This window comes from Pseudomonas sp. Bc-h (assembly GCF_002080045.1).
Taxonomy (GTDB): Bacteria; Pseudomonadota; Gammaproteobacteria; order Pseudomonadales; family Pseudomonadaceae; genus Aquipseudomonas.
Genome location: NZ_MUIN01000004.1, coordinates 1 through 22,314, shown reverse-complemented (window position 1 = coordinate 22,314; position 22,314 = coordinate 1). Strand labels below are relative to the sequence as shown.

Sequence of the window (22,314 nt, the reverse complement as noted above, 5' to 3'; positions counted from 1 at the left end):
ACACCGCTTTCGTCCAGATGCGGCTCTCATCGTCGTAACCGCCGGCAGCTCCCACGATGGACCGCGTACGGATTCACGTAAAACCGCATTCATCCGCCACACAACCCATGTTTCAAACTCTTGGAGTACAATGCGCGCCACCGTGATTTCGCTCAAAAAAGGTGCGTCATGCAGCCCTTCGCTATTGCTCCGTCGATTCTGTCCGCCGATTTCGCCCGTCTGGGTCAGGAAGTCGACAATGTCCTGGCCGCTGGCGCCGACATCGTCCACTTCGACGTCATGGACAACCACTACGTCCCCAACCTCACCATCGGTCCGATGGTCTGCGCGGCGTTGCGCAAGTACGGCATCACGGCGCCCATCGACGTACACCTGATGGTCAGCCCGGTGGATCGCATCATCGGCGACTTCGTCGAAGCAGGCGCGACCTACATTACCTTCCATCCGGAAGCGACCCAGCACATCGACCGTTCCCTGCAGCTGATCCGCGAAGGCGGTTGCAAGTCGGGCCTGGTGTTCAACCCGGCGACCCCGCTGAACCTGCTCGAATACGTCATGGACAAGGTCGACATGATCCTGCTCATGAGCGTAAACCCGGGCTTCGGCGGTCAGAAGTTCATTCCCGGCACGCTCAACAAGCTGCGCGAAGCCCGCGCGCTCATCGATGCTTCCGGCCGTGATATCCGTCTGGAAATCGACGGCGGCGTCAACGTCAACAACATCCGTGAAATCGCCGCCGCTGGCGCCGATACGTTTGTTGCAGGTTCAGCTATCTTCAATGCGCCCGACTACCAAGAGGTCATTGAGAAAATGCGCGCAGAACTGGCGTTGGCTCGTTGATGAGCGGCTTCGAACAGCTGTTTCCGGGTCGCCTCCCCAAACTGATCATGTTCGATCTGGATGGGACGTTGGTCGACTCGGTGCCGGACCTGGCCGCAGCTGTGGACAAAACCCTGCTTCAGCTCGGCCGTGCGCCTGCGGGCATCGAGCGTGTACGCGACTGGATCGGCAACGGCGTACGGGTGCTTGTGCGTCGCGCGCTGGCCAACGACATGGATCACTCCAGCGTCGATGAGGCCTCCACTGAATCGGCGCTGGCCATATTCATGGAAGCCTATGGCGGCGATCACTCCCTGACCAAGGTCTATCCTGGCGTGCGTGAAGCGCTGAAGTGGCTGCAAAAAAATGGCGTGGAAATGGCCCTCATCACCAACAAGCCCGAGCAGTTTGTCGCGCCCTTGCTGGATGACATGAAGCTTGGCCGTTTCTTTCGCTGGATCGTCGGTGGCGATACCTTGCCACAGCAGAAACCTGATCCTGCGGCGCTGTTCTTCGTGATGAAGATGGCCGGCGCGTCGGGTTCGCAATCGCTGTTTGTCGGCGACTCGCGCAACGATGTACTGGCGGCGAAGGCTGCGGGCGTCAGCTGTGTCGCGCTTAGTTATGGCTACAACCACGGTCGTCCGATTGCCGAGGAATCGCCGGCATTGGTAATCGATGATTTGCGCAAACTGATTACGGGTTGCACTGGCGGTTGCTTAGAAGATGGGGCTGAGATAACGTTGCCCGACGTCAAATCTCCCTCCTTTAGAGAATCCATCGTGGTGGTCACTCGCAAACTCTGGATGAAAGTCATCAAGGCCTTGGCCCGTTGGCGTTGGCGCGCCTGACTTGAATCTGGCCGGCTCTCCGGCGCGTTTGCACACCTGACCGTTTTACCTCAGACCACGAGGCTGATCATGATCCGCGAAGAATTCCTGCGTTTGGGCGCTGAAGGCTACAACCGCATCCCGCTTGCCCTTGAAACCCTGGCCGACTTCGACACGCCGCTGTCGATCTACCTCAAACTGGCCGACGAGCCGAACTCCTATCTGCTGGAGTCCGTTCAGGGCGGCGAGAAGTGGGGCCGTTATTCGATCATCGGTCTGCCATGTCGCACCGTGATGCGAGTGCATGAGCACAAGATCAGCGTGACCCTTGACGGCGTCGAGATCGAAAGCCTGGAAGCCGAAGACCCGTTGGCCTTCGTCGAAACCTTCAAGGCGCGTTACAACGTCCCGACCATTGCAGGTCTTCCTCGCTTCAATGGCGGCCTGGTGGGCTACTTCGGTTACGACTGCGTGCGTTACGTGGAACAGCGTCTGGGTGCATGCCCGAATCCTGATCCGCTGGGCGTGCCGGACATCCTGTTGATGGTGTCCGATGCCGTGGTGGTGTTCGACAACCTGGCCGGGAAGATGCACGCGATCGTGCTCGTTGATCCAGCGCAGCCCGAAGCTTACGAAAGTGGTCTCGCGCGCTTGGAACAGTTGATGGAAAAACTGCGTCAGCCGATCACGCCACGTCGTGGCCTGGACCTGACGCGTCCGCAAGCGGCCGATCCGGTGTTCCGTTCGAGTTTCACTCAGAGCGATTACGAGAAAGCTGTCGACACCATTAAGGAATACATCCTGGCGGGCGACTGCATGCAGGTCGTGCCGTCGCAGCGGATGTCGATCGACTTCAAGGCGGCGCCGATCGATCTTTATCGCGCACTGCGTTGCTTCAACCCGACGCCGTACATGTATTTCTTCAACTTCGGCGATTTCCACGTCGTCGGCAGTTCGCCGGAAGTGCTGGTGCGCGTCGAAGACAACCTGATCACCGTACGGCCAATCGCCGGAACTCGCCCTCGCGGCGCGACCGAAGAAGCGGACCACGCGCTGGAAGTTGACCTGCTTTCCGATGACAAGGAAATCGCCGAGCACTTGATGCTCATCGATCTGGGCCGTAACGATACTGGCCGCGTCTCGGAAATCGGCTCGGTGAAGCTCACCGAGAAGATGGTCATCGAACGTTATTCCAACGTGATGCATATCGTGTCCAACGTCACCGGCCAACTGAAAAGCGGGCTGACGGCGATGGACGCACTTCGCGCCATTCTGCCAGCGGGTACTTTGTCGGGCGCACCGAAAATTCGTGCGATGGAAATCATCGACGAGTTGGAGCCGGTCAAGCGTGGCGTCTACGGCGGGGCCGTGGGATATCTGGCGTGGAACGGCAACATGGACACTGCAATTGCCATCCGCACCGCAGTGATCAAGAACGGAGAGCTGCACGTCCAGGCTGGCGGCGGGATCGTTGCCGATTCGGTGCCTGCGCTTGAGTGGGAAGAAACCCTGAACAAGCGCCGCGCCATGTTCCGCGCGGTAGCACTGGCGGAGCAGACGCCGGAAAGTTGACCGCAGTAGGGTCGATAACAAAACGCGGGTGCCAATGGCCCCGCGTTTTTTTGTGGCTGGCGATCGGTCAGAAATCCAGACTCAGCGCCAGATTCACCCCTTGCTGCGTCACGTCATCGTTCTTGCGCCAGTTGTAGCCGGCGCGCAGCGTCAGGTCCGGCGCCAGTTTCTGGGCCAGGCCGACACTTGCCCGGTTCAGGCTGCGCTGTGGCTCATAGCCTTCCAGGTTGAAATCCACTCCAGGCACGCTGTTCACGGCAATGGTCAAATCCTGTTGATCGGTGTCGAACTCACGTTCGTGCGCGATCTCGCCAAATACCTGAGTCTGCGGGGTGGTCTCGAACTTGCCTTGCAACCCTGCGCCCAGACGTTTCGAACGGCGGGTCTGATCGTCGTAGCTGAGGGCTGTCGAGCGCGTACTGTTCTCCGAATAACCGTCGACCTCGACATGGGAATAGTCCGCGCTGATGAAGGGCGAGAAATGCCAGCGACTGGTCTGTTCGGCCATGTCGAATCCCAGGCGACCGCTGACCGCCCACAGGTCGCCATCGGTGTCGCCTTTTTCCGATCCTTCGCTGATGCCGAGGGCGAATTTGCGCTTCAGATTGTCGTAGTCCAGTCGTCCACCCGATGCCGCCAGATCGGCCCACCAATGATTGGCCTGAAACTGCACGAATGCGGTGGCGATGTAGCTATTGAGTTTGTAGTCCGAATCGCGAGGCCCGGCTTCCAGCGTCTGTCGATAGGCGCCAGCGACCAGACCGGCACGCCAGTCTTCAGCAAATCGGTAGCTGCCACCGATGGTCAGGTTGTAGCCATGGCCGTCGCCGCTGGCGGAATTGCTTTGCGCGTCAATGTCCAGTTTCTGACCACCACCTGCGACGATGGCACGCCACTCGCCGACGTTCTGCCAATTGCCCCAGTCCGCCAGCCACTGACTGCGCAGCTCGTCCTGTTGTGCGCGTAACGTACCGTTGGCCATTTCCGGCAGCAGGGTGATTTCCCATGGCGCGGAGAGGATCGAATAGCCGTAATCAGCAATCAGGCGTTGCCCGGCAACGGTCGGGTGAACGCCGTCATTGAACAGGAGCTTGGTGGGGTCGGGCGTGAGGCCACCGATCCCATACACACTGTTGGCGGTGCAGCTGTTGCCGCTGAAACAGGTGCCGACGAGGTTCTGATCGGCTGCCAGACCATACCGCGCCGGATCATTCAGGACTTCGCGCACCAGTCCCGGAACGTTCAGCGGGATGACTTCGGCATCGATCTGCCCCAGCCGATTGACCAGTTGCTGATTGAACACACCGCTGAGCAGCGTCGAAGGCCCTTGCAATGGAGTGCCGGAAACCGCAGGAGTCTGGCCGATATCCGGCAGCAGCCAGACCATGATGTAGCGCGCGCCCGCCTGCGAAAGTACCTGGGCGCTGTCGGCGAGGTTATTGGCAGCGTTGACCGCCTGCCCCAGGCTCAGTACTCGGCCCTGGAGGAAGTCATTTCCCCCGCCGGTCAGGTAATACAGCGCGTTCGGGTCTGCGCGCAGACCGGTCTCCACCAGATAACCGGGCCGGGTACGAAAGACCGTAGTCACGCCCGTGGACGTATCGGTATTCGCCACTTGCGACTCGGTGGTGATCGCCGCGAGGATCTGATCCGTCCGATCCCCGCCCACCGCCCAGTTGTTGCCATCCGCCAGACCCTGCGCTGCGCGTACCGGAGACGTAGATGCTTGCAAATCGCCCGGTGCGACACCGAGCATCCCGCCCAGCAGCGTCGACGAGTTCAGCCCGAAGACCTCACCGCTGCCGTTGAGATAGGTCGGCCCGACGCGGTTGGTGAAGCGCAACGTTGCGCCCGGCGGGCCGCCAGCATCGGGGAATTGACCGGCATCGGCGAGGCTGTCGCCGAACACGATCATCGTCGAGTAGGGGGAGGATGCTGCCATCGCTGAGGAGCAGGCAAGGGTGAGCAGGCAGGCGGCAAAGGGCCGCGACATTGTGGCTTTGAGCATCGAGAGATCCCTTCTTGTCTTTTTGTTGCTGTACGACAAGGTAGCAGCCACGAGACAACCCGCCATGCTTTGTGTCACGCAGGACGTATTTGTGTCGAAAAAGAGTCAAGTCAAACGAAGAGAGGTAAAAAAGGGTGTCCACCGCGGAGGTAGACACCCAGCGCCGGGGCATTGGGGTCAAGAGGATGCGTTTAGTGCTGCTTGTTGTGGTTTGTTTCTGCATCTGATGTCGGCGAAGCCTTCAGGCGCCCGGTGTCGCGGGCTTCTCTGCATGACGAGGGGCGCCGATCCAGTGAATTGCCAGCGCGATCAGCCCCAACAGAATCCCGAAGGCGACGATGCCCTCCCAGCCGAGTCGCGCCATCAGCCAGCCGCTGATGATCGTGCCCACGGCGCCGCCAAAGAAGGTGGCAGTCATATATAGGCTGTTGATGCGGCCTTGGGCTTTCGGATCGACTGCAAAAGCGCGGGTCTGGTTCGACACGAGACCGGCCTGGACCCCGATGTCGAGGACGATGACCCCGATCACCAGACAGATCAGCGAGGATTCGGCGCCAGCCAGGAGCAGGAAAGACAAGGTGACGATGCCGATGCTGGCGCCGATCACACTGCGCGGTCCCAACTTGTCGGAGGCACGACCACCGAACGTAGCGGCGAGTGCGCCAGCCGCGCCGATGATGCCGAACGCTCCCGCCCATGCGCTGCCCAGATGCATCGGGCCGTCAGCGAGCAACGCCGCGAGGTTGACCCAGAACGCGTTGAAGCACGCCCACAGCAGAGCCTGAATGATCATCGACTCGCGAATCGGACGGTTGTCACGCATCAATGGCCAGAGCGAAGCCAGCAAGCGCCCGTAGGAAAGGTTGGTGCTGGGCACGCCCTTGGGCAGCAGCATCGCCGCGGCAATCCACACCGGAATCATGAACGCCGCTTCAACGGCGAAGACTGCCCGCCAGCCAAACATGTCGCCAACAAACCCGCTGATCGTGCGGCCCAGGAGAATGCCGACCATGATCCCGCTGACGACCGTCCCCACCGAGCGGCCACGCTCGCTCGGTCTGGACATCACCGCCGCGAAGGGCACCAGTTGCTGGGGAACGCAGCTGACGACGCCCAACCCGAAGGCTGCAGCGATCAACGTCCAGATGCTTGGCGAGATAGCCGCCGCCATGCCGAAAAAGAACGCGACGATGATTTGCCCCAGCACCAGCTTGCGCCGGTCGAATCGGTCGCCCAGAGGCAACAGCAATGCGAGCCCGAAGGCGAAACCCAGCAGGGCCGAGCCCGCCACGAGATCGACTGTAGTCTGGTCCACCGCAAGGCTTGCTGCGATCAGCGGCAGAATCGGCTGGACGCAATACAGGTTGGTGATCACCGCGCCCGCGATGATCGCCATCATGATGATTTTGCCCCGCGACGCTGTCGTGGGCGCGTTCGGTGCGCTGGCGGTTTGGGCTGAGTTGGGCAGGCTGCTCATGGCACCCTCCTGAGTTTGAGTGGCTTGGGTGTTGGCGGCTGAGCGCCGCTTACCGATCATTAGGCTCAAACCCTACGCACTCGCTTATATAAAGAGAATTCCCTAAGATCGGGAATCATCCTTCCAAAATTCGAGAGAATTTCCATGAATCGTCTCGACGCCATGTCCATCTTTATCGCAGTCGCCGATGCAGGCAGTCTTACAGCGGCAGCGCGTCGGCTCGGTATGCCGCTGGCGACAGTCAGCCGCAAGGTGGCTGAGCTTGAGTCGCACTTGAATACTCGGCTGCTTCATCGCACCACCCGTCAGCTCTCTCTGACGGAGGCGGGAAGCTCATACGTGGCGGCGTGTCGGCGAATTCTTGAGGACATTGGCGAGGCCGAGCGTGCGGCGACTGGCGAAAACGCCGCTCCCAAAGGCGAACTGGTGGTCACGGCGCCGGTGGTTTTCGGCCGTTTGCACGTCGTGCCCGTAATTGCCGAGTTTCTTGCGCACTATCCCGAAATCAACATCAGCCTCATGCTCACTGATCGTGTCGTGCACTTGATGGAGGAGCACGGCGACGTCGCCTTGCGCATCGGCGACTTGCCCGACAGCTCGCTGATGGCCACTCAAGTGGGAAAAGTGCGCAGGGTCGTCTGCGCCAGTCCTTCCTATCTGTCTAACCGTGGAGTTCCAACGACGCCTGACGATCTCGTTGGTCATGACTGCATCACCTTCGAGGTACTGGAATCGAAACGCGCCTGGGTGTTCGGTAGCGGGAGGGCGCAAGTGTCGGTTCCGGTTCGCGCCCGTCTTGCAGTCAATACAGCCGAGGCCGCGATTGCTGCGTCGGCGTTGGGCGTGGGGCTGATACGCGTATTGTCCTATCAGGTCGAGGACGCTGTGCGTGGGGATGCGTTGCGCGTGGTGCTCGAGTCATTCGAATCTGAACCCTTGCCCGTCAGCCTGGTGCACAAGGGGCAAACGCCGCTGCCGTTGAAGCTGCGGGCCTTTCTGGACTTCGTGGCCCCTCGGCTGCGCATCAGGACATCCAAACTGTTCCTTGATCCTGCATCAGCTCAAGACTGATCCGCGGTATGCACGCTGTTCTGCCTACATCCACCTGGATTTTTCTATCGTAGAATGCTGTTGCACCGCTGGGTTCGGTACGCTAATGTCCCGAAACGTATAGATGAGACCCCTCCTGTGACAATTGTCAGCAAACTCTTGATGCGCGTTATCAAGGCTCACGCCCGTTGGCGTTGGCGCGCCTGACTCTTTTCCCTGCCGGTTCACCCGGCCCTGCAACACCATGCCTTCAAACCGTGACGTCTGCCGCCAGTCGAGCGTTTCGCAATGACTGATAACGCGGGCGCAAGCGCGGATACGGATTTCGAAAGGCTTGAATGAAGGTCAGTGATTTCAAGAGGTTGAGCACAAAATGCTGCTGATGATCGATAACTACGACTCCTTTACCTATAACGTCGTGCAGTATCTGGGCGAGCTCGGCGCCGACGTTAAAGTGATCCGCAACGATGAAATGACCGTTGCCGAGATCGAGGCCCTGAATCCCGAGCGCATCGTGGTTTCACCCGGCCCTTGCACCCCGAATGAAGCCGGGGTTTCCATCGAAGTGATCAAGCACTTTGCGGGCAAACTGCCGGTGCTGGGTGTTTGCCTCGGGCATCAGTCCATCGGTCAGGCATTTGGCGGCGATGTCGTGCGCGCCCGTCAGGTGATGCACGGCAAGACCAGCGACCTGATTCATGAAGACAAAGGCGTGTTCGACGGTTTGAAGCATCCGCTCACCGTCACCCGCTACCACTCGCTTATCGTCAAGCGCGAAACATTGCCCGACTGCCTGGAAGTAACCGCCTGGACCCAACTCGAAGACGGCTCGGTGGACGAGATTATGGGCCTGCGCCACAAGACGCTGAACGTCGAAGGTGTGCAATTCCACCCCGAGTCGATTCTCTCCGAGCAGGGCCACGAGCTGTTCGCCAACTTCCTCAAGCAGACCGGCGGCACTCGTCAGGGTTAAGGACACTTCGTTATGGCAATGGATATCAAGACGGCGCTGGGTCGGGTTGTCACGCAACTGGACCTGAGCACCGACGAAATGCGCGACGTCATGCGCGAAATCATGACCGGCCAGTGCACCCAGGCGCAGATCGGCGCTTTTCTGATGGGCATGCGCATGAAGAGCGAGAGCATCGACGAAATCGTTGGCGCGGTTTCAGTCATGCGCGAGCTGGCGGACAAGGTCGAACTCAAGACGCTCGATAGCGTGGTCGACATTGTCGGCACTGGCGGCGACGGCGCGAACATCTTCAACGTCTCGACGGCAGCATCCTTCGTGATCGCTGCGGCAGGCTGCACGGTCGCCAAGCACGGTAACCGCGCGGTGTCGGGCAAGAGCGGCAGCGCCGATTTGCTGGAGGCGGCGGGTGTGTATCTGAATCTGACACCAGTCCAAGTGGCGCGCTGCATCGACAGCGTGGGCATTGGCTTCATGTTTGCCCAGACCCATCACGGCGCAATGAAACACGCCGCTGGTCCGCGCAAGGATCTGGGTTTGCGCACGATCTTCAACATGCTGGGTCCACTGACCAACCCCGCAGGCGTCAAGCATCAGGTCGTTGGCGTATTCAGCCAGGCCCTTTGCCGCCCGCTGGCCGAAGTGCTGTTGCGCCTGGGCAGTAAGCACGTGCTGGTGGTTCACTCTCAGGACGGTCTGGACGAATTCAGCCTCGCCGCGCCGACTTTCGTGGCTGAACTGAAAAACGGCGAAGTCACCGAATACTCGGTACAGCCGGAAGATCTGGGCATGAAGAGCCAGAGTCTGTTTGGCCTGGTGGTCGACAGCCCGGCCCAGTCGCTGGAATTGATCCGTGATGCTCTTGGGCGTCGCAAGACCGAGAACGGTCAGAAAGCCGCTGAAATGATCGTGCTCAACGCGGGGGCCGCCCTCTATGCTGCTGACCATGCCTCTTCGCTGAAAGAGGGCGTGGAACTGGCTCACGACGCGCTGCATACAGGTCTTGCGCGCGAGAAGCTTGAAGAGTTAGGTGCGTTTACCGCGGTATTCAAACAGGAGAATGAAGGATGAGTGTGCCGACGGTTCTGGAAAAGATTCTCGCCCGCAAGGCTGAAGAAGTGGCTGCGCGCCGTGCCAGCGTCAGCCTGTCGGAGCTCGAGACGCTGGTCTCCACCGCCGATGCCTCGCGTGGTTTTGCTAAGGCGCTGATTGAACAGGCCAAGCGCAAACAGCCCGCCGTGATCGCTGAGATCAAGAAAGCGTCACCGAGCAAAGGTGTAATTCGTGAGAATTTCCAGCCTGCTGAAATCGCCAAGAGCTACGAGGCGGGCGGTGCGACTTGCCTGTCCGTACTGACCGACATCGACTTCTTTCAGGGCGCCGACGCTTACCTGAAAGAAGCCCGTGGCGCGTGCAAATTGCCGGTGATCCGCAAGGATTTCATGATCGATCCCTATCAGGTGGTTGAAGCTCGCGCCTTGGGCGCCGATTGCATTTTGCTGATCGTCTCGGCTCTGGATGACGTGAAGATGGCCGAGCTGGCGGCGGTCGCCAAGGCCAACCAACTGGACGTGCTGGTTGAAGTTCACGACGGTGCCGAGTTGGAGCGTGCGCTGAAAACCCTCGACACCCCGTTGGTCGGCATCAACAACCGCAATCTGCACACCTTCGACGTCAGCCTGGAAACCACACTGGACTTGCTGCCGCGCATTCCGCGTGATCGTCTGGTGATCACCGAGAGCGGTATCCTGAATCGTGCCGATGTCGAATTGATGGAAATAAACGACGTCTATTCATTTCTGGTCGGCGAAGCGTTCATGCGCGCGGAGAAACCGGGCGTGGAACTGCAGCGTCTGTTCTTTCCAGAGAAGGGCACTGCGATCAAGTCCAGTAGCCTGGATTGAGATAGACGTTTGTGGCAGCCCGATTGCTGGCGGTGGCTTTTTCGAAAACGCGAGTGCCAACAGGCCGGCTGCGACTGGTATGTCCTGACAAGGAATCCCCATGACCCCTCAGGTACTCGACATCTGCGTTGAAGCAGGCCTCAAGGCGGAGCAGGATCTGCTGGCCTCGGTCTGCGCTGGCGATGCCGATTACGGCCTGTTGTTCTGGCGGCCTGATGATCACGCCTTGGTGATGCCCCGTCGGCTGGGCCGTCTGGGCGGATTCACCGAAGCCAGTGAAACCCTGGCCGACATCGGTTGGCCAGTGCTGCTGCGTGAAAGCGGCGGCGAGCCGGTGCCGCAATCCCATGCCACAGTCAACGTGGCGCTGGTCTACGTTCAGCCCAAAGCGGATCTGGATCGTGACCGAATCGAGAAGGCCTACATGCGCCTTTGTCAGCCAATGCTCGACGTCTTGACCGAGCTGGGTGGCGCAGCCTCTCTGGGCGAAGTCGAGGGGGCGTTTTGCGACGGTCGCTTCAACGTCAACCTGAATGGCCGAAAGATGGTCGGCACTGCTCAACGCTGGCGTCAAAGTCAGGGTGGGCAGCGGCCGGTTGTGCTCGCCCATGGCGCGATGTTGATGGATAACGAGCGGATCGAGATGGTCAATGCGGTTAACCGTTTCAACGAAATATGTGAAATCGAACAGCGTTGCCGCGCCGACAGCCACATCGCCTTGCGCGAGTTATTTGCCGCCCCGGATTTTCTCCACCGTTTGGGCGAGCGCTACGCGGACGTTTTCGCCCGCTTGTAGTTACCCTTCCTTTCAGCTCAGCGTGTACCGAAGACCACCATGGTCTTGCCGCGCACATGCACCAGCTTCTGTTCTTCCAGGGCCTTGAGTACACGGCCGACCATCTCCCGTGAACAGCCGACGATACGACCAATTTCCTGACGGGTAATCTTGATCTGCATACCATCCGGGTGAGTCATGGCATCTGGCTGTTTGCACAGGTCCAGCAGGCTGCGCGCAACGCGGCCGGTGACATCGAGAAATGCCAGATCACCCACTTTGCGCGTTGTATTGCGCAGGCGTTCGGCCATTTGTCCGCCGATTGCGTACATTAGATCAGGATCGTGCTGACTCAGTTCGCGGAACTTGGCGTAGCTGATTTCGGCCACTTCGCACTCCGTCTTGGCGCGAACCCAGGCGCTGCGCTGTGGCCCGGCGCTCGCTTGGTCGAACAGGCCCAGTTCGCCGAAAAAATCACCGCTGTTGAGGTACGCCACAATCATCTCGCGGCCTTCGTTGTCCTCGATCAGGATCGTGACCGAACCCTTGATGATCAGGTACAACGACTCGGAATTCTCGCCCGCACAAATAATGTTGCTCTTGGCGGCGCAGCGCTTCCGTTGCGCGTGGGGGAGGAGTTTGTCGACCAGTTTCACTTTGTTCGCAGGGGCGATGGCAACCATGGCTGTATCCCGTAAAAAACTGCGCCCTGAGGCATTCTTATAGGTATCGGCAGTATTTCCGATTTGACACAGTTCCACAGCGGCAAATCGCCATTTTTTCAGAAATTTCCTACATTTCTGGCACATATCGACATTTCCGGTCCACTCAGCGACATCGTGGCCCTGTGCTAAGCTGGCCGCCTTTTTTCAAGCATTGGAGTCCTGGGGATGAAAGCGCGTATTCAGTGGGCCGGTGAGGCCATGTTCCTCGGCGAATCGGGCAGCGGCCACGTGGTCGTGATGGACGGCCCGCCCGAGAGCGGCGGCCGCAACCTGGGTGTGCGTCCGATGGAAATGGTGCTGATTGGCCTGGGCGGCTGCAGTAACTTCGACGTGGTGAGCATTCTCAAGAAAGCGCGTCAGCCGGTTGAAAGTTGCGAGGCGTTTCTGGAAGCCGAACGCGCCACTGAAGACCCTAAGATATTTACCAGGATCCACCTGCATTTCGTGGTCAAGGGCCGTGGCCTGAAAGAAAACCAGGTCAAGCGCGCCATCGAACTTTCCGCTGAAAAATACTGCTCGGCTTCGATCATGCTGGGCAACGCGGGCGTTGAAATCTCCCACGATTACGAAATTATCGAGCTGGGCTGACCGATAGCCCGATCCGATAAACGAAAAAGGCGCCAACGAGGCGCCTCTTTTGTGTTTGCGAATCGGGTCAGATCCGATACGTGCTCTTGGTCATCACCTTGGCCAGCATGCTCATGCCGAATTTCACAGGCTTCGGGAAGCGAAAACCCCCCGCCTGAATCGCGCCTTCCGCGTGTTGTTCTTCGTCGGTACGCATCTGCTCGAGAATCGCGCGGGACTTTTCGTCCTCCACCGGCAGTTGCTCAAGATGTTCGTTCAGATGTTTGCAAACCTGATCTTCAGTAGCGGCCACAAATCCAAGGCTGACCTTGTCGCTGATCAGGCCCGCCACAGCCCCAATACCGAAGGACATCCCATAGAACAGCGGGTTGAGCACGCTGGTGTGGCTGCCGAGCTGGCGAATGCGCTGTTCGCACCACACCAAGTGATCGATTTCCTCTTCGGCGGCGTGCTCCATGGCTTTACGGACGTGTGGCAGCTTGGCGGTCAGGGCCTGGCCCTGATACAGCGCCTGAGCACAGACTTCGCCGGTATGATTGATGCGCATTAGGCCGGCGACATGCCTGGTGTCGGTCTCGCTCATCTTGGTGTCAGGTTGAACGATGGCAGGCGAAGGGCGGTGAGAGTGCGCGCTGGCAGGCAGCAGCGTTTTCATCGCAGCATCGGCTTGCAGAAGGAAACGGTCGATAGGGGAGTAGTGACGTTCGGTAGCCATGGGCACCTCCGGATGAATCCACGGCGGCCAGTCTACCTCAATCGATCTGACGGAGCTTGTAATGCGTCAGCCCGCCGAAGCGCGGTATAGACGCTCGGCGGGTGTAAGTCTTTGAATTTGCGACTCAGCCCGGCGGCCAGGTCATCTGACGCTTGCCCAGCACGTGCATGTGAATGTGATAGACGGTCTGACCGCCTTTCTCATTGGTGTTCATGACAACGCGGAAACCGTCTTCACAACCCTGCTCCTTGGCCAGGCGCTGCGCGGTAAAAAGGATGTGACCCAGCAGGCCCTTGTCTTCTTCAGTCACGTCGTTGAGGGTGCGGATCGGTTTTTTCGGGATGACCAGAAAATGCACCGGCGCCTGTGGGGCGATGTCGTGAAAAGCCAGGACCTGGTCATCTTCGTAGATGATCTTCGCCGGAATTTCCCGATTGATGATTTTGGTGAACAGAGTTTCCACAGCCTTGTTTCTCCGTTTCTTGTGGGGAATGAGCCGAGTGTACTGAGCGTGTCGAGCCGCGCCCAGCCGTTTCTCGTAGTACGGCGACTCAGGCCGACGTGCGAGACTTCAGCATCGACCCCCAGATTTTTCGTGTCATCCAGCGTCCGGCCAATCGAGGCAAGCGGCTGAGGAAGCGGTTGCGTCTCCCGGGAATGATGATCGCGCGGTTTTTGTCCAGGGCGCGGACGGTGTACAGCGCGATCTCCTCGGCGGTCATGGTCTTTTCGTTGGTGAACTTGTCCGCACTCAGCTGCGCTGTGCGGAAGAACGAAGTGCGCGTAGGGCCTGGGCAGAGCACGGAAATCTTCACGCCGGTTTTTTTCAGTTCTTCGCGCAACCCTTCGGAGAAATGCAGCACATACGCTTTGCTCGCCGCGTAAGTGCTCATCCAGGGCCCCGGCTGGAAGCCCATGATCGAGGCAACGTTGAGAATCTGCCCTCCGCCCTGCACTGCCATCAGGTTACCGACGGTATGGCAAAGGCGTGTCAGGGCGAGCACGTTGAGATCCAGCAGATCCTGCTCCTGGGCCCATTCCTGCGCTAGAAACGGTCCGCTGTTGCCGATGCCCGCGCAATTCACCAACAGGTCGATCTGCCGCTCACCTTCTTCCAGTTCAAGCAGAAAGCCCGAAAGCCGCAATGGTTCACCCAGATCGCAGGCGCGGAACAGCACTTCGACGCCGAATCGCTGAGTGAACTCGATCGCAATGCTCTCCAGCATGTCCCGATGGCGCGAGACCAGAATCAGATTGCGGCCGCGGCGAGCCAAGGCTTCGGCCATGGCCAGGCCGATACCGCTGGAAGCACCTGTGACCAGGGCGTAACGGGACATGCAATTCTCCAATGAAGCAGGTGTTGAGACAGCATCCTTGCTGCCAGACAGTTATTGGTCGTCTTCGCTGTCGGAAGAGTCACCAGAATCTGCAGGATCGACGGGAACGGCAGGCGGCGTTGCGTCGTCCGAGTCATCGTCGTAGGGCAGGGTCTGTTCGTATTCGCCGGTCGTTGCTTCCACTTGCTCCTGAACCTTCTGCAGGCCACCCATCATCGCGCCGACGAACACCAGCGCGAGCACCAGAATCCAGAGCACCGCGAGCAGCTTGACTGTCCGGCTGTTGGGAGGGGGTGGCGCGCCGTATCTATTCGGGCCGCCGTTGCCCGGTACTACGATCATCAGCAGAGGAAAGAAACCGCCCACGACCGGGACAAGGTTGAGCAGCAACAACCAGGCAGACCAGCCCGCATCGTGCAGCCGCTGTGCGCCCATCTGAATGCTGACCACCACAAACGCCACCAGCACGATCGCGCCCAGCAAGCCGCCTGCTACCAGTGACATGCTCATGATGCCGAAACACAGAGCGCCCAATACCAGCCCGACGAACGTCAGCGCCATAGTCCATGCAAGATAACGCAATCGGCCGATGCGACCCTGCACCGTGAATACTTTGAGTTCGCCAACATCCGGACCCTCTTGCGCGACAGAAGCTCTCGGTGGCGCGTAAGGCGACGTTGCCGGTTCGAAGGCTGTCCTATCAGACGCAGGCTCGTCGATCTCCTCCAGCGTCCAACTGACCGGTTGCTCTGGCTCGATCTTCGCTTCAACACCGGCGTCATTCAGCGCCTTGAGGTAGCGCTGGGCATCGCCGTGGGACAGGCCGCGCTTTACCGTCACCGGTTTGCCGGTGAACAGCCGATCCATGTTGGCCACATCGCTTTTGAACAGCTGCGCCAGGTTCAGGCGCGCCGTCTCCAGATCGACGCCCGTTCGCAGCTGTCCTTCGAAAACGATCTTGAAGTGCTCGGCCATGCTCGGCTTCCTTGTCTTGGGTTGAATGCGTCTGTCGGCATTGAGATCAGAACGGTTTGACGACCACCAGAATCACGACAGCCAGCAGAATCAATACCGGGACTTCATTGAACCAGCGATAAAACACGTGGCTGCGGCCGTTTTCGCCCCGGGCGAATTTTTTGACCTGCGCGCCGCACATGTGGTGATACCCGATCAGTAAGACCACGAGAGTCAGCTTGGCGTGCAACCAACCTTGCTGCAGAAATCCTGGTGTGAGTGTAAGCAGCCAGATGCCGAACACCAGTGTGGCGATCATCGCCGGGCCCATGATGCCCCGATAGAGTTTGCGCTCCATGGTGCAGAAGCGCTCTCGACTGACAGCGTCCTCGCTCATGGAGTGGTAAACGAACAGCCGAGGGAGATAAAACAGACCGGCGAACCAGCAGACGATCGAAACGATGTGCAGTGCTTTTATCCATAGATAGAGCATTTTGGTTATTTTCCAGGATCACGGTGGCGCAAATAGTAGTGGCTTGCGTGCCCGTACGTCACGTTCACGGTTGTTCCGAGGGCGCTTGACTCATATTATCAGCGGCTTTCCAGTGGTTTCGTTGAGGGGCAGGTTATGGTCAAGGTCGGTATCGTCGGCGGCACGGGTTACACCGGCGTCGAGTTGCTACGTCTTCTGGCGCAGCATCCACAAGCTGAAGTGGTCGCGATCACCTCGCGCTCCGAGGCAGGTTTGCCCGTTGCCGACATGTATCCGAACCTGCGCGGTCACTACGACGGTCTGGCCTTCAGCGTGCCGGATGTGAAAGTGCTGGGTGCCTGTGACGTTGTATTTTTCGCCACACCCCATGGCGTAGCTCACGCGCTGGCCGGTGAACTGCTCGCCGCAGGCACCAAGGTTATCGATCTGTCTGCCGACTTCCGCCTGCAAGATCCGGTTGAGTGGGCCAAATGGTACAACCAGCCGCATGGCGCGCCCGAGCTGCTCAACGAAGCCGTTTATGGTTTGCCGGAGGTCAATCGCGAACAAATCAAAGGCGCTCGCCTCATCGCGGTGCCGGGTTGCTATCCAACGGCAACCCAACTGGGTTTCCTGCCGCTGCTTGAAGCGGGGCTGGCTGACCCGACGCGGCTGATCGCTGACTGCAAATCTGGCATCAGCGGCGCCGGTCGAGGTGCAAGCGTTGGTTCCCTGTACGCAGAGACCAGTGAGAGTTTCAAAGCCTATGCCGTGAAAGGTCACCGTCACTTGCCTGAAATCAGCCAAGGCCTGCGTCGTGCAGCAGGCGGCGACATCGGATTGACCTTCGTGCCGCACCTTACGCCAATGATCCGCGGTATACACGCGACGCTGTATTCGACCGTTGTCGACCAGTCTGTTGATCTTCAGGCTCTGTTTGAGAAGCGCTTCGCCAATGAACCGTTCGTCGATGTAATGCCGGCGGGCAGCCACCCTGAAACACGCAGTGTACGCGGCGCCAACGTCTGCCGAATCGCGGTGCACCGTCCTCAGGATGGCGATCTGGTGGTGGTGTTGTCGGTTATCGACAACCTCGTCAAAGGTGCATCCGGGCAAGCGGTGCAGAACATGAACATTATGTTCGAGCTGGACGAGCGCATGGGGCTGTCTCACGCCGCATTGTTGCCTTAAAAGCAGCTTTTGGCGGCAAGCTTCAATCTGCAGGAGGGGCAACGCTTCTTGCGGCTTGAAGCTTGTGGCTTACCGCTGCTCTCCAAATAGTTGACCATTTTTCTAGGACAAGCGGATAATGCGCGCATTACGCATTATGACGGCTTAGCGCCGGGAGATATTGAGCATGAGCGTCGAATCCTTCACTCCTACGGCTTTGGAATTCACGCAAGGTGCAGCGCACAAAGTGAAAACCCTGGTCGACGAAGAGGGCAATGACCGCCTTAAGTTGCGTGTTTTCGTGACAGGTGGCGGCTGTTCCGGTTTCCAGTACGGTTTTACTTTTGATGAAGACGTTGCTGATGATGACACCATTGTCGAGCGCGAGGGTGTGAGCCTGGTTGTCGATCCAATGAGCTTCCAGTACCTGGCTGGCGCTGAAGTGGATTATCAGGAGGGCCTCGAAGGCTCTCGTTTCGTGATCAAGAACCCGAACGCTGCGACCACTTGCGGTTGTGGTTCCTCGTTCTCGATCTGATTCACCGGCTTCAAACGAAAACGCCGCGCATATGCGCGGCGTTTTGCTGTCCACCTGAGCCGTTAAGCCGGATAGATGGCACCCAGAACGCGCAGGCCTTTGGCGCCAGTCACACTAGGGCGGTTCGCTGGCACACTCTCCAGTGCGCAATGAGCCAGCCATGCGAACGCCATCGCTTCTACCCAGTCAGGATCGACACCGAACTCCGCCGTGCTCGACACCTTGGTGTTCGGCAGCAGGGCGGCCAGTCGTGCCATCAGGGCTTTATTGTGTGCGCCGCCGCCACAGACCAACAGTTCTTTGGTCTGCGCCTGAGCCGATTGCAGCGATTCGGTAATGCTCAGTGCAGTCACTTCCAGCAGTGTTGCCTGCACATCTTCAGGCTTCAGCGTTGGCAACTGGAACATGTGGTGGTGTACCCAGCCGAGGTTGAACACCTCACGGCCGGTGCTTTTCGGGCCCTTGGTCTGGAAGAACTGATCGGTCAGCATGGATTTGAGCAAATCGGCGTTGACCGTGCCGCTCTCGCCCCATGCGCCATCCTTGTCGTAGCTCAGGCCGCGTTGGGCCTGAATCCAGGCGTCGAGCAGCACATTGCCAGGACCGGAATCGAACCCGGATACCGGTTTATCGATTTCAATCAGGCTTAGATTGCTGAAGCCACCGACGTTCAAGACTGCGCGATAGTCCTTGTTGTCATCGAACAGCGCTTCGTGGAACGCCGGCACAAGCGGGGCACCTTGACCGCCCGCAGCAATATCACGCTTGCGGAAGTCGCTCACCACGGTAATGCCGGTCAACTCTGCAAGCAGGGCAGGGTTGCCGATCTGGATAGTGAAGCCACGGGCAGGCTCGTGGCGGATCGTCTGGCCGTGGCTGCCGATGGCGCGGATTTCACCTGCTGACACATTCTGCTGATCCAGCAGCGCAAGTACGCCTTGTGCGGCCAGATGCACCCACTTCTGCTCGGCGATGCCGGCGCGAGCCAATTCATCTGGCCCGCTGGAGCACAGACCGAGAAGCTCGGCGCGCAAATCGTCGGGCATCGGAATGTAATGGGTGCCGAGCAAGCGTGGCCGGTCATCCTGTTCTACGAGCGCGAAGTCGAGTCCATCAAGACTGCTTCCGGACATTACACCTACATATAAAGTCATGGGTCAGCGCTTACTCGAGGCCAGCATGGTGGCCTTTTCCTGGTCCATACGAGCCATCAGAGGCTGGCTCTCTTGCATGAACCGCTGTTTTTCGGACTTGGCGATCGGGTCTGCCATTGGCAGCTTCTGACCCAGCGGGTCAACGTGAACGCCATTTACCTGGAACTCGTAATGTACATGCGGACCGGTCGACAGGCCTGTTGTTCCAATATAGCCGATGACCTGACCTTGTTTGACGCTGCTGCCGTTCTGAATGCCTTTGGCGAAACCCTGCATGTGGCCATACAGCGTGCGGTAGGTCTCCCCGTGCTGAATGATCACGGTATTGCCGTAGCCGCCGCGCCGACCTGCGAGGATAACTTTGCCGTCACCTGTGGCCTTGATCGGGGTGCCGCGTGGAGCAGCATAGTCGATGCCTTTGTGCGCGCGGATCTTGTTCAGGATCGGGTGCTTGCGGCCCATGGAGAACATGGAACTGATGCGGGCGTATTCCACAGGTGTGCGGATGAATGCCTTACGCATGCTGTTGCCATCGGCTGTGTAGTAGTTAGTGTTGCCCTGTTTGTTGGTGTAACGCACGGCGGTATAGGTTTTGCCGCGGTTGGTGAAGCGAGCGGACAGGATGTTGCCGGTGGCGACAGTCTTGCCGTTAACGACTTTCTGCTCGTAGATCACGTCGAATTCATCGCCTTTGCGAATGTCCTGAGCGAAGTCGACGTCATAGCCGAAGATGTTGGCCATATCCATCGTCATGCTGTGGCTCAGGCCCGCGCGTTGTGCCGACTGAGACAGCGAATTACTGATCACGCCATGGACATAGGCGGTGCGGACGTTCGGTTTGCTGACATCGCGGGTGAAGGTGTAGCCCTTGTCGGTTCGGGAAAGACTGATGCTTTCCAGATCGCTGAGTTTGCTATGCAGTTGCTTGAGGTTGCCATCTGGGGTCAGCTCGAACTGCAGCACCTGACCGTTTTTCAGCTGGCTGAATTGCTTGGCTTGCTTGTCGCTGGCGATAACCTCGTGGACCGCAGCTGGCGGGAGGCCGACCTTCTCGAACAAGGTAGAAAGCGTATCGCCTTTGGAAACCACGACTTCCTTATGTGTCGCTCCTTTGACCGCTGCTACTGCTGCAGGGGCTGCGGGCTTGGTTTCCGGCTCTGTCGCAGCGGTGTCTTCCGACTCGTCCGCGCCGTTGTCGATCTGCGCAAACGGAGAAACTGTGGTGTCTTCTGTGGCTTGGCTCTGTTGCTGTGCGTCTTGTTCTTGCTTGAACTGCTCAACTGGCGTGTCCAGTTCGAGGGTGAGATTGGTTTTCTTGGCTTCGACATCACTGGATGGAAAAACCAGAAGGGCCAGGCTCAGCAAGGCTGCAATACCGCTTGCAGCTAGCAGGTGGCTCTTCGGATAAAGCGGGGGCGCTTTAGGCGGAGTGTCGTTCATAGGTAATTTTGACTTTGAAAAAAGATGAAATGGAAAAGATGAATGACATGATGAAGATGAAATAACTGTATAAAATATAACCAAATCCTCCCTGAGGCAAGCTCGCGTACGGATCGCTTCCTGATTCGTCTACCGTCTGCGGTCGGATCTTGTATTTGGGCGGTGATCTTGTATGGTTGTTTCCCTTTGAAATAAGGCATTACGGGGCTGTTATGAAGTCGGTTGAAGAGCAGCTAGCGCTGATCAAGCGTGGCGCGGATGAACTCCTGGTCGAGTCCGAACTGGTCGCGAAACTCAAGCGTGGTCAGCCACTGCGCATCAAGGCCGGTTTCGACCCGACGGCGCCCGACCTGCACCTGGGTCATACGGTGCTTATTAATAAGCTGCGTCAGTTCCAGGAGTTGGGCCATCAGGTCATCTTCCTGATCGGCGACTTCACCGGCATGATCGGCGATCCGAGTGGCAAGAGCGCCACGCGCCCGCCGCTGACCCGCGAGCAAGTGCTGGACTATGCCGAGACCTATAAGGTTCAAGTGTTCAAAATTCTCGATCCGGCCAAGACCGAGGTGGCGTTCAACTCCACCTGGATGGATCAACTGAGTCCTGCCGACTTCATTCGCCTATCTTCTCAATACACAGTAGCCCGCATGCTGGAGCGTGATGACTTCGACAAACGCTACAAGTCGAACCAGTCCATCGCTATCCACGAATTCCTCTATCCGCTGGTTCAGGGTTACGACTCGGTCGCATTGCGTGCCGATGTCGAGCTGGGCGGTACGGATCAGAAGTTCAACCTGCTCATGGGGCGTGAGCTTCAGCGCGCTTATGGTCAGGAAGCCCAGTGCGTGCTGACCATGCCTTTGCTCGAAGGTCTGGATGGCGTGAAGAAGATGTCCAAGTCGCTGGGTAACTATGTGGGTATCCAGGAAGCGCCGGGCATCATGTACAGCAAGCTGGTCTCCATTCCCGATGCGTTGATGTGGCGCTATTTCGAGCTGCTGAGCTTTCGCTCTATGGAAGAGATTGACGGCTTCAAGGCGGACTGCGAGGCAGGTGCGAACCCGCGCGACATCAAGATCAAGCTGGCTGAAGAGATCGTCGCCCGTTTCCATGGTGAGGAAGCTGCTTCGTCGGCCCACCGTTCTGCGGGGAACCGTATGAAGGATGGCGAGCTACCGGAAGATCTTCCTGAGATTAGTGTTATGGGTGCTGAAGACATGCCGATCGCTGCTGTCCTTAATAAGGCGGGCCTGGTGAAGAACTCTGCTGTCGCTCGTGACCTGCTGGCGTCCGGTGGTGTGCGTATAGATGGAGAAGTTGTTGATCGCACCTTCATCTTCAAGCTGGGCGCTACCCATGTTTGCCAGGCTGGCAAGAAGGCTTTCGGACGCGTTACGCTGAATTTGGAGCAAGTTTGAAATAAGTGCTTGACGCCCCTCAGGAACTGTCTATAATTCGCCCCACTTCCGGCGCAGACGAAACGGAAAACTCCTTGAGAATCAAAGAGTTGGACGAAGTAAGCAGTGAGGAAGTGCTTCGGTTCAGATGCTTGAATCGACAGCGGTGAAAAAGAGAATCAAAGAGTTGGACGAAGTAAGCAGTGAGGAAGTGCTTCGGTTCAGATGCTTGAATCGACAGCGGTGAAAAAGGTGGTTGACAGCAGATTGTAACRCTGTAGAATTCGCCTCCCGCTGACGTGAGRCGCCAAGTCGAACGAAGCGCAAGTGGTTGAAGTTGAAAAGGAAACTTTGAAAACTTCTTAAAATAACCGCTTGACAGATRCRGAGGRCGCTGTAGAATGCGCGCCTCGGTTGAG

Annotated in this window: 22 protein-coding genes; 12 read left to right on the top strand and 10 right to left on the bottom strand. The window is 58.5% G+C overall.

The genetic code is table 11. The features are described 5' to 3' along the window. Window positions 1–168: 168 nt before the first annotated feature. From rpe to trpE, 3 genes are all read left to right on the top strand, one after another. Window positions 169–840 carry a ribulose-phosphate 3-epimerase gene (rpe, locus tag BWR59_RS07025; protein ID WP_081564919.1) on the top strand — a complete coding sequence of 224 codons (672 nt, stop codon included), beginning with the start codon at window positions 169–171 and terminating at the stop codon, window positions 838–840. Further along, window positions 840–1,670, top strand: a complete 831-nt coding sequence (locus BWR59_RS07020) for a phosphoglycolate phosphatase (protein ID WP_081564918.1) — start codon at window positions 840–842, stop codon at window positions 1,668–1,670. The genes rpe and BWR59_RS07020 overlap by 1 nt, the downstream gene beginning before the upstream one ends. A 69-nt stretch (window positions 1,671–1,739) precedes the next feature. After that, entirely contained in the window at window positions 1,740–3,221 is a 1,482-nt protein-coding gene (gene trpE, locus BWR59_RS07015) for an anthranilate synthase component I (RefSeq protein WP_081564917.1), read from the top strand. A gap of 67 nt (window positions 3,222–3,288) precedes the next feature. Here the strand turns inward: trpE and estP are convergent, their stop codons facing one another. After that, window positions 3,289–5,229 (bottom strand): esterase EstP, encoded by a 1,941-nt coding sequence (gene estP, locus BWR59_RS07010; RefSeq protein ID WP_081564916.1) that lies wholly within the window; start codon window positions 5,227–5,229, stop codon window positions 3,289–3,291. 241 nt (window positions 5,230–5,470) lie between these two features. Further along, window positions 5,471–6,706 carry an MFS transporter gene (locus tag BWR59_RS07005; protein WP_081564915.1) on the bottom strand — a complete coding sequence of 412 codons (1,236 nt, stop codon included), beginning with the start codon at window positions 6,704–6,706 and terminating at the stop codon, window positions 5,471–5,473. A gap of 144 nt (window positions 6,707–6,850) precedes the next feature. Between BWR59_RS07005 and BWR59_RS07000 the strand changes: the two genes are divergently transcribed. From BWR59_RS07000 to BWR59_RS06980, 5 genes are all read left to right on the top strand, one after another. Then, on the top strand, window positions 6,851–7,777 hold the full coding sequence (locus BWR59_RS07000) for a LysR family transcriptional regulator (protein ID WP_081564914.1): 927 nt from the start codon (window positions 6,851–6,853) through the stop codon (window positions 7,775–7,777). 352 nt (window positions 7,778–8,129) lie between these two features. Beyond that, window positions 8,130–8,729 (top strand): aminodeoxychorismate/anthranilate synthase component II, encoded by a 600-nt coding sequence (locus BWR59_RS06995; protein ID WP_081564913.1) that lies wholly within the window; start codon window positions 8,130–8,132, stop codon window positions 8,727–8,729. An 18-nt stretch (window positions 8,730–8,747) separates the two neighbouring features. Further along, window positions 8,748–9,797 (top strand): anthranilate phosphoribosyltransferase, encoded by a 1,050-nt coding sequence (trpD, locus tag BWR59_RS06990; protein ID WP_081565246.1) that lies wholly within the window; start codon window positions 8,748–8,750, stop codon window positions 9,795–9,797. Further along, the gene (trpC, locus tag BWR59_RS06985) at window positions 9,794–10,630 is read left to right on the top strand and encodes an indole-3-glycerol phosphate synthase TrpC (protein ID WP_081564912.1); all 837 of its coding nucleotides are present in this window, start codon (window positions 9,794–9,796) and stop codon (window positions 10,628–10,630) included. The genes trpD and trpC overlap by 4 nt, the downstream gene beginning before the upstream one ends. Before the next feature lie 100 nt (window positions 10,631–10,730). Further along, entirely contained in the window at window positions 10,731–11,426 is a 696-nt protein-coding gene (locus BWR59_RS06980) for a lipoate--protein ligase family protein (RefSeq protein WP_081564911.1), read from the top strand. A gap of 17 nt (window positions 11,427–11,443) precedes the next feature. On the opposite strand, the gene crp is transcribed toward BWR59_RS06980, so the two are convergent. Continuing rightward, window positions 11,444–12,088, bottom strand: coding sequence for a cAMP-activated global transcriptional regulator CRP (crp, locus tag BWR59_RS06975; RefSeq protein ID WP_081564910.1), 645 nt, complete (start codon window positions 12,086–12,088; stop codon window positions 11,444–11,446). Window positions 12,089–12,295: 207 nt separating this feature from the next. Between crp and BWR59_RS06970 the strand changes: the two genes are divergently transcribed. After that, entirely contained in the window at window positions 12,296–12,718 is a 423-nt protein-coding gene (locus BWR59_RS06970; RefSeq protein ID WP_081564909.1) for an OsmC family protein, read from the top strand. Between the two features lie 67 nt (window positions 12,719–12,785). Here BWR59_RS06970 and coq7 read toward each other — a convergent pair whose 3' ends face one another. The 5 genes from coq7 to hemJ form a co-directional block, all read right to left on the bottom strand. Further along, on the bottom strand, window positions 12,786–13,433 hold the full coding sequence (coq7, locus tag BWR59_RS06965; RefSeq protein ID WP_081564908.1) for a 2-polyprenyl-3-methyl-6-methoxy-1,4-benzoquinone monooxygenase: 648 nt from the start codon (window positions 13,431–13,433) through the stop codon (window positions 12,786–12,788). A gap of 124 nt (window positions 13,434–13,557) precedes the next feature. Next, window positions 13,558–13,896, bottom strand: coding sequence for a histidine triad nucleotide-binding protein (locus tag BWR59_RS06960; RefSeq protein ID WP_074752196.1), 339 nt, complete (start codon window positions 13,894–13,896; stop codon window positions 13,558–13,560). A gap of 88 nt (window positions 13,897–13,984) precedes the next feature. Continuing rightward, on the bottom strand, window positions 13,985–14,770 hold the full coding sequence (locus BWR59_RS06955; RefSeq protein ID WP_081564907.1) for an SDR family oxidoreductase: 786 nt from the start codon (window positions 14,768–14,770) through the stop codon (window positions 13,985–13,987). 51 nt (window positions 14,771–14,821) lie between these two features. Then, complete coding sequence (locus tag BWR59_RS06950; protein WP_081564906.1) at window positions 14,822–15,745, bottom strand: DUF805 domain-containing protein; 924 nt, start codon at window positions 15,743–15,745, stop codon at window positions 14,822–14,824. A gap of 46 nt (window positions 15,746–15,791) precedes the next feature. Continuing rightward, the gene (gene hemJ / locus BWR59_RS06945; RefSeq protein WP_081564905.1) at window positions 15,792–16,217 is read right to left on the bottom strand and encodes a protoporphyrinogen oxidase HemJ; all 426 of its coding nucleotides are present in this window, start codon (window positions 16,215–16,217) and stop codon (window positions 15,792–15,794) included. A gap of 135 nt (window positions 16,218–16,352) precedes the next feature. Here hemJ and argC point away from each other — a divergent pair, with 135 nt between their 5' ends. Continuing rightward, a complete protein-coding gene (gene argC / locus BWR59_RS06940; protein ID WP_081564904.1) occupies window positions 16,353–17,387 on the top strand; it encodes an N-acetyl-gamma-glutamyl-phosphate reductase in 1,035 nt (344 codons plus the stop codon). 166 nt (window positions 17,388–17,553) lie between these two features. Then, on the top strand, window positions 17,554–17,904 hold the full coding sequence (gene erpA / locus BWR59_RS06935; RefSeq protein ID WP_074752191.1) for an iron-sulfur cluster insertion protein ErpA: 351 nt from the start codon (window positions 17,554–17,556) through the stop codon (window positions 17,902–17,904). Between the two features lie 62 nt (window positions 17,905–17,966). On the opposite strand, the gene BWR59_RS06930 is transcribed toward erpA, so the two are convergent. Beyond that, a complete protein-coding gene (locus BWR59_RS06930) occupies window positions 17,967–19,058 on the bottom strand; it encodes an anhydro-N-acetylmuramic acid kinase (protein WP_081564903.1) in 1,092 nt (363 codons plus the stop codon). 3 nt (window positions 19,059–19,061) lie between these two features. Then, on the bottom strand, window positions 19,062–20,498 hold the full coding sequence (locus tag BWR59_RS06925; RefSeq protein ID WP_081564902.1) for a peptidoglycan DD-metalloendopeptidase family protein: 1,437 nt from the start codon (window positions 20,496–20,498) through the stop codon (window positions 19,062–19,064). 212 nt (window positions 20,499–20,710) lie between these two features. On the opposite strand from BWR59_RS06925, the gene tyrS reads away from it, so the two are divergent. Continuing rightward, window positions 20,711–21,916 carry a tyrosine--tRNA ligase gene (gene tyrS / locus BWR59_RS06920; RefSeq protein WP_081564901.1) on the top strand — a complete coding sequence of 402 codons (1,206 nt, stop codon included), beginning with the start codon at window positions 20,711–20,713 and terminating at the stop codon, window positions 21,914–21,916. Window positions 21,917–22,314 lie beyond the last annotated feature (398 nt).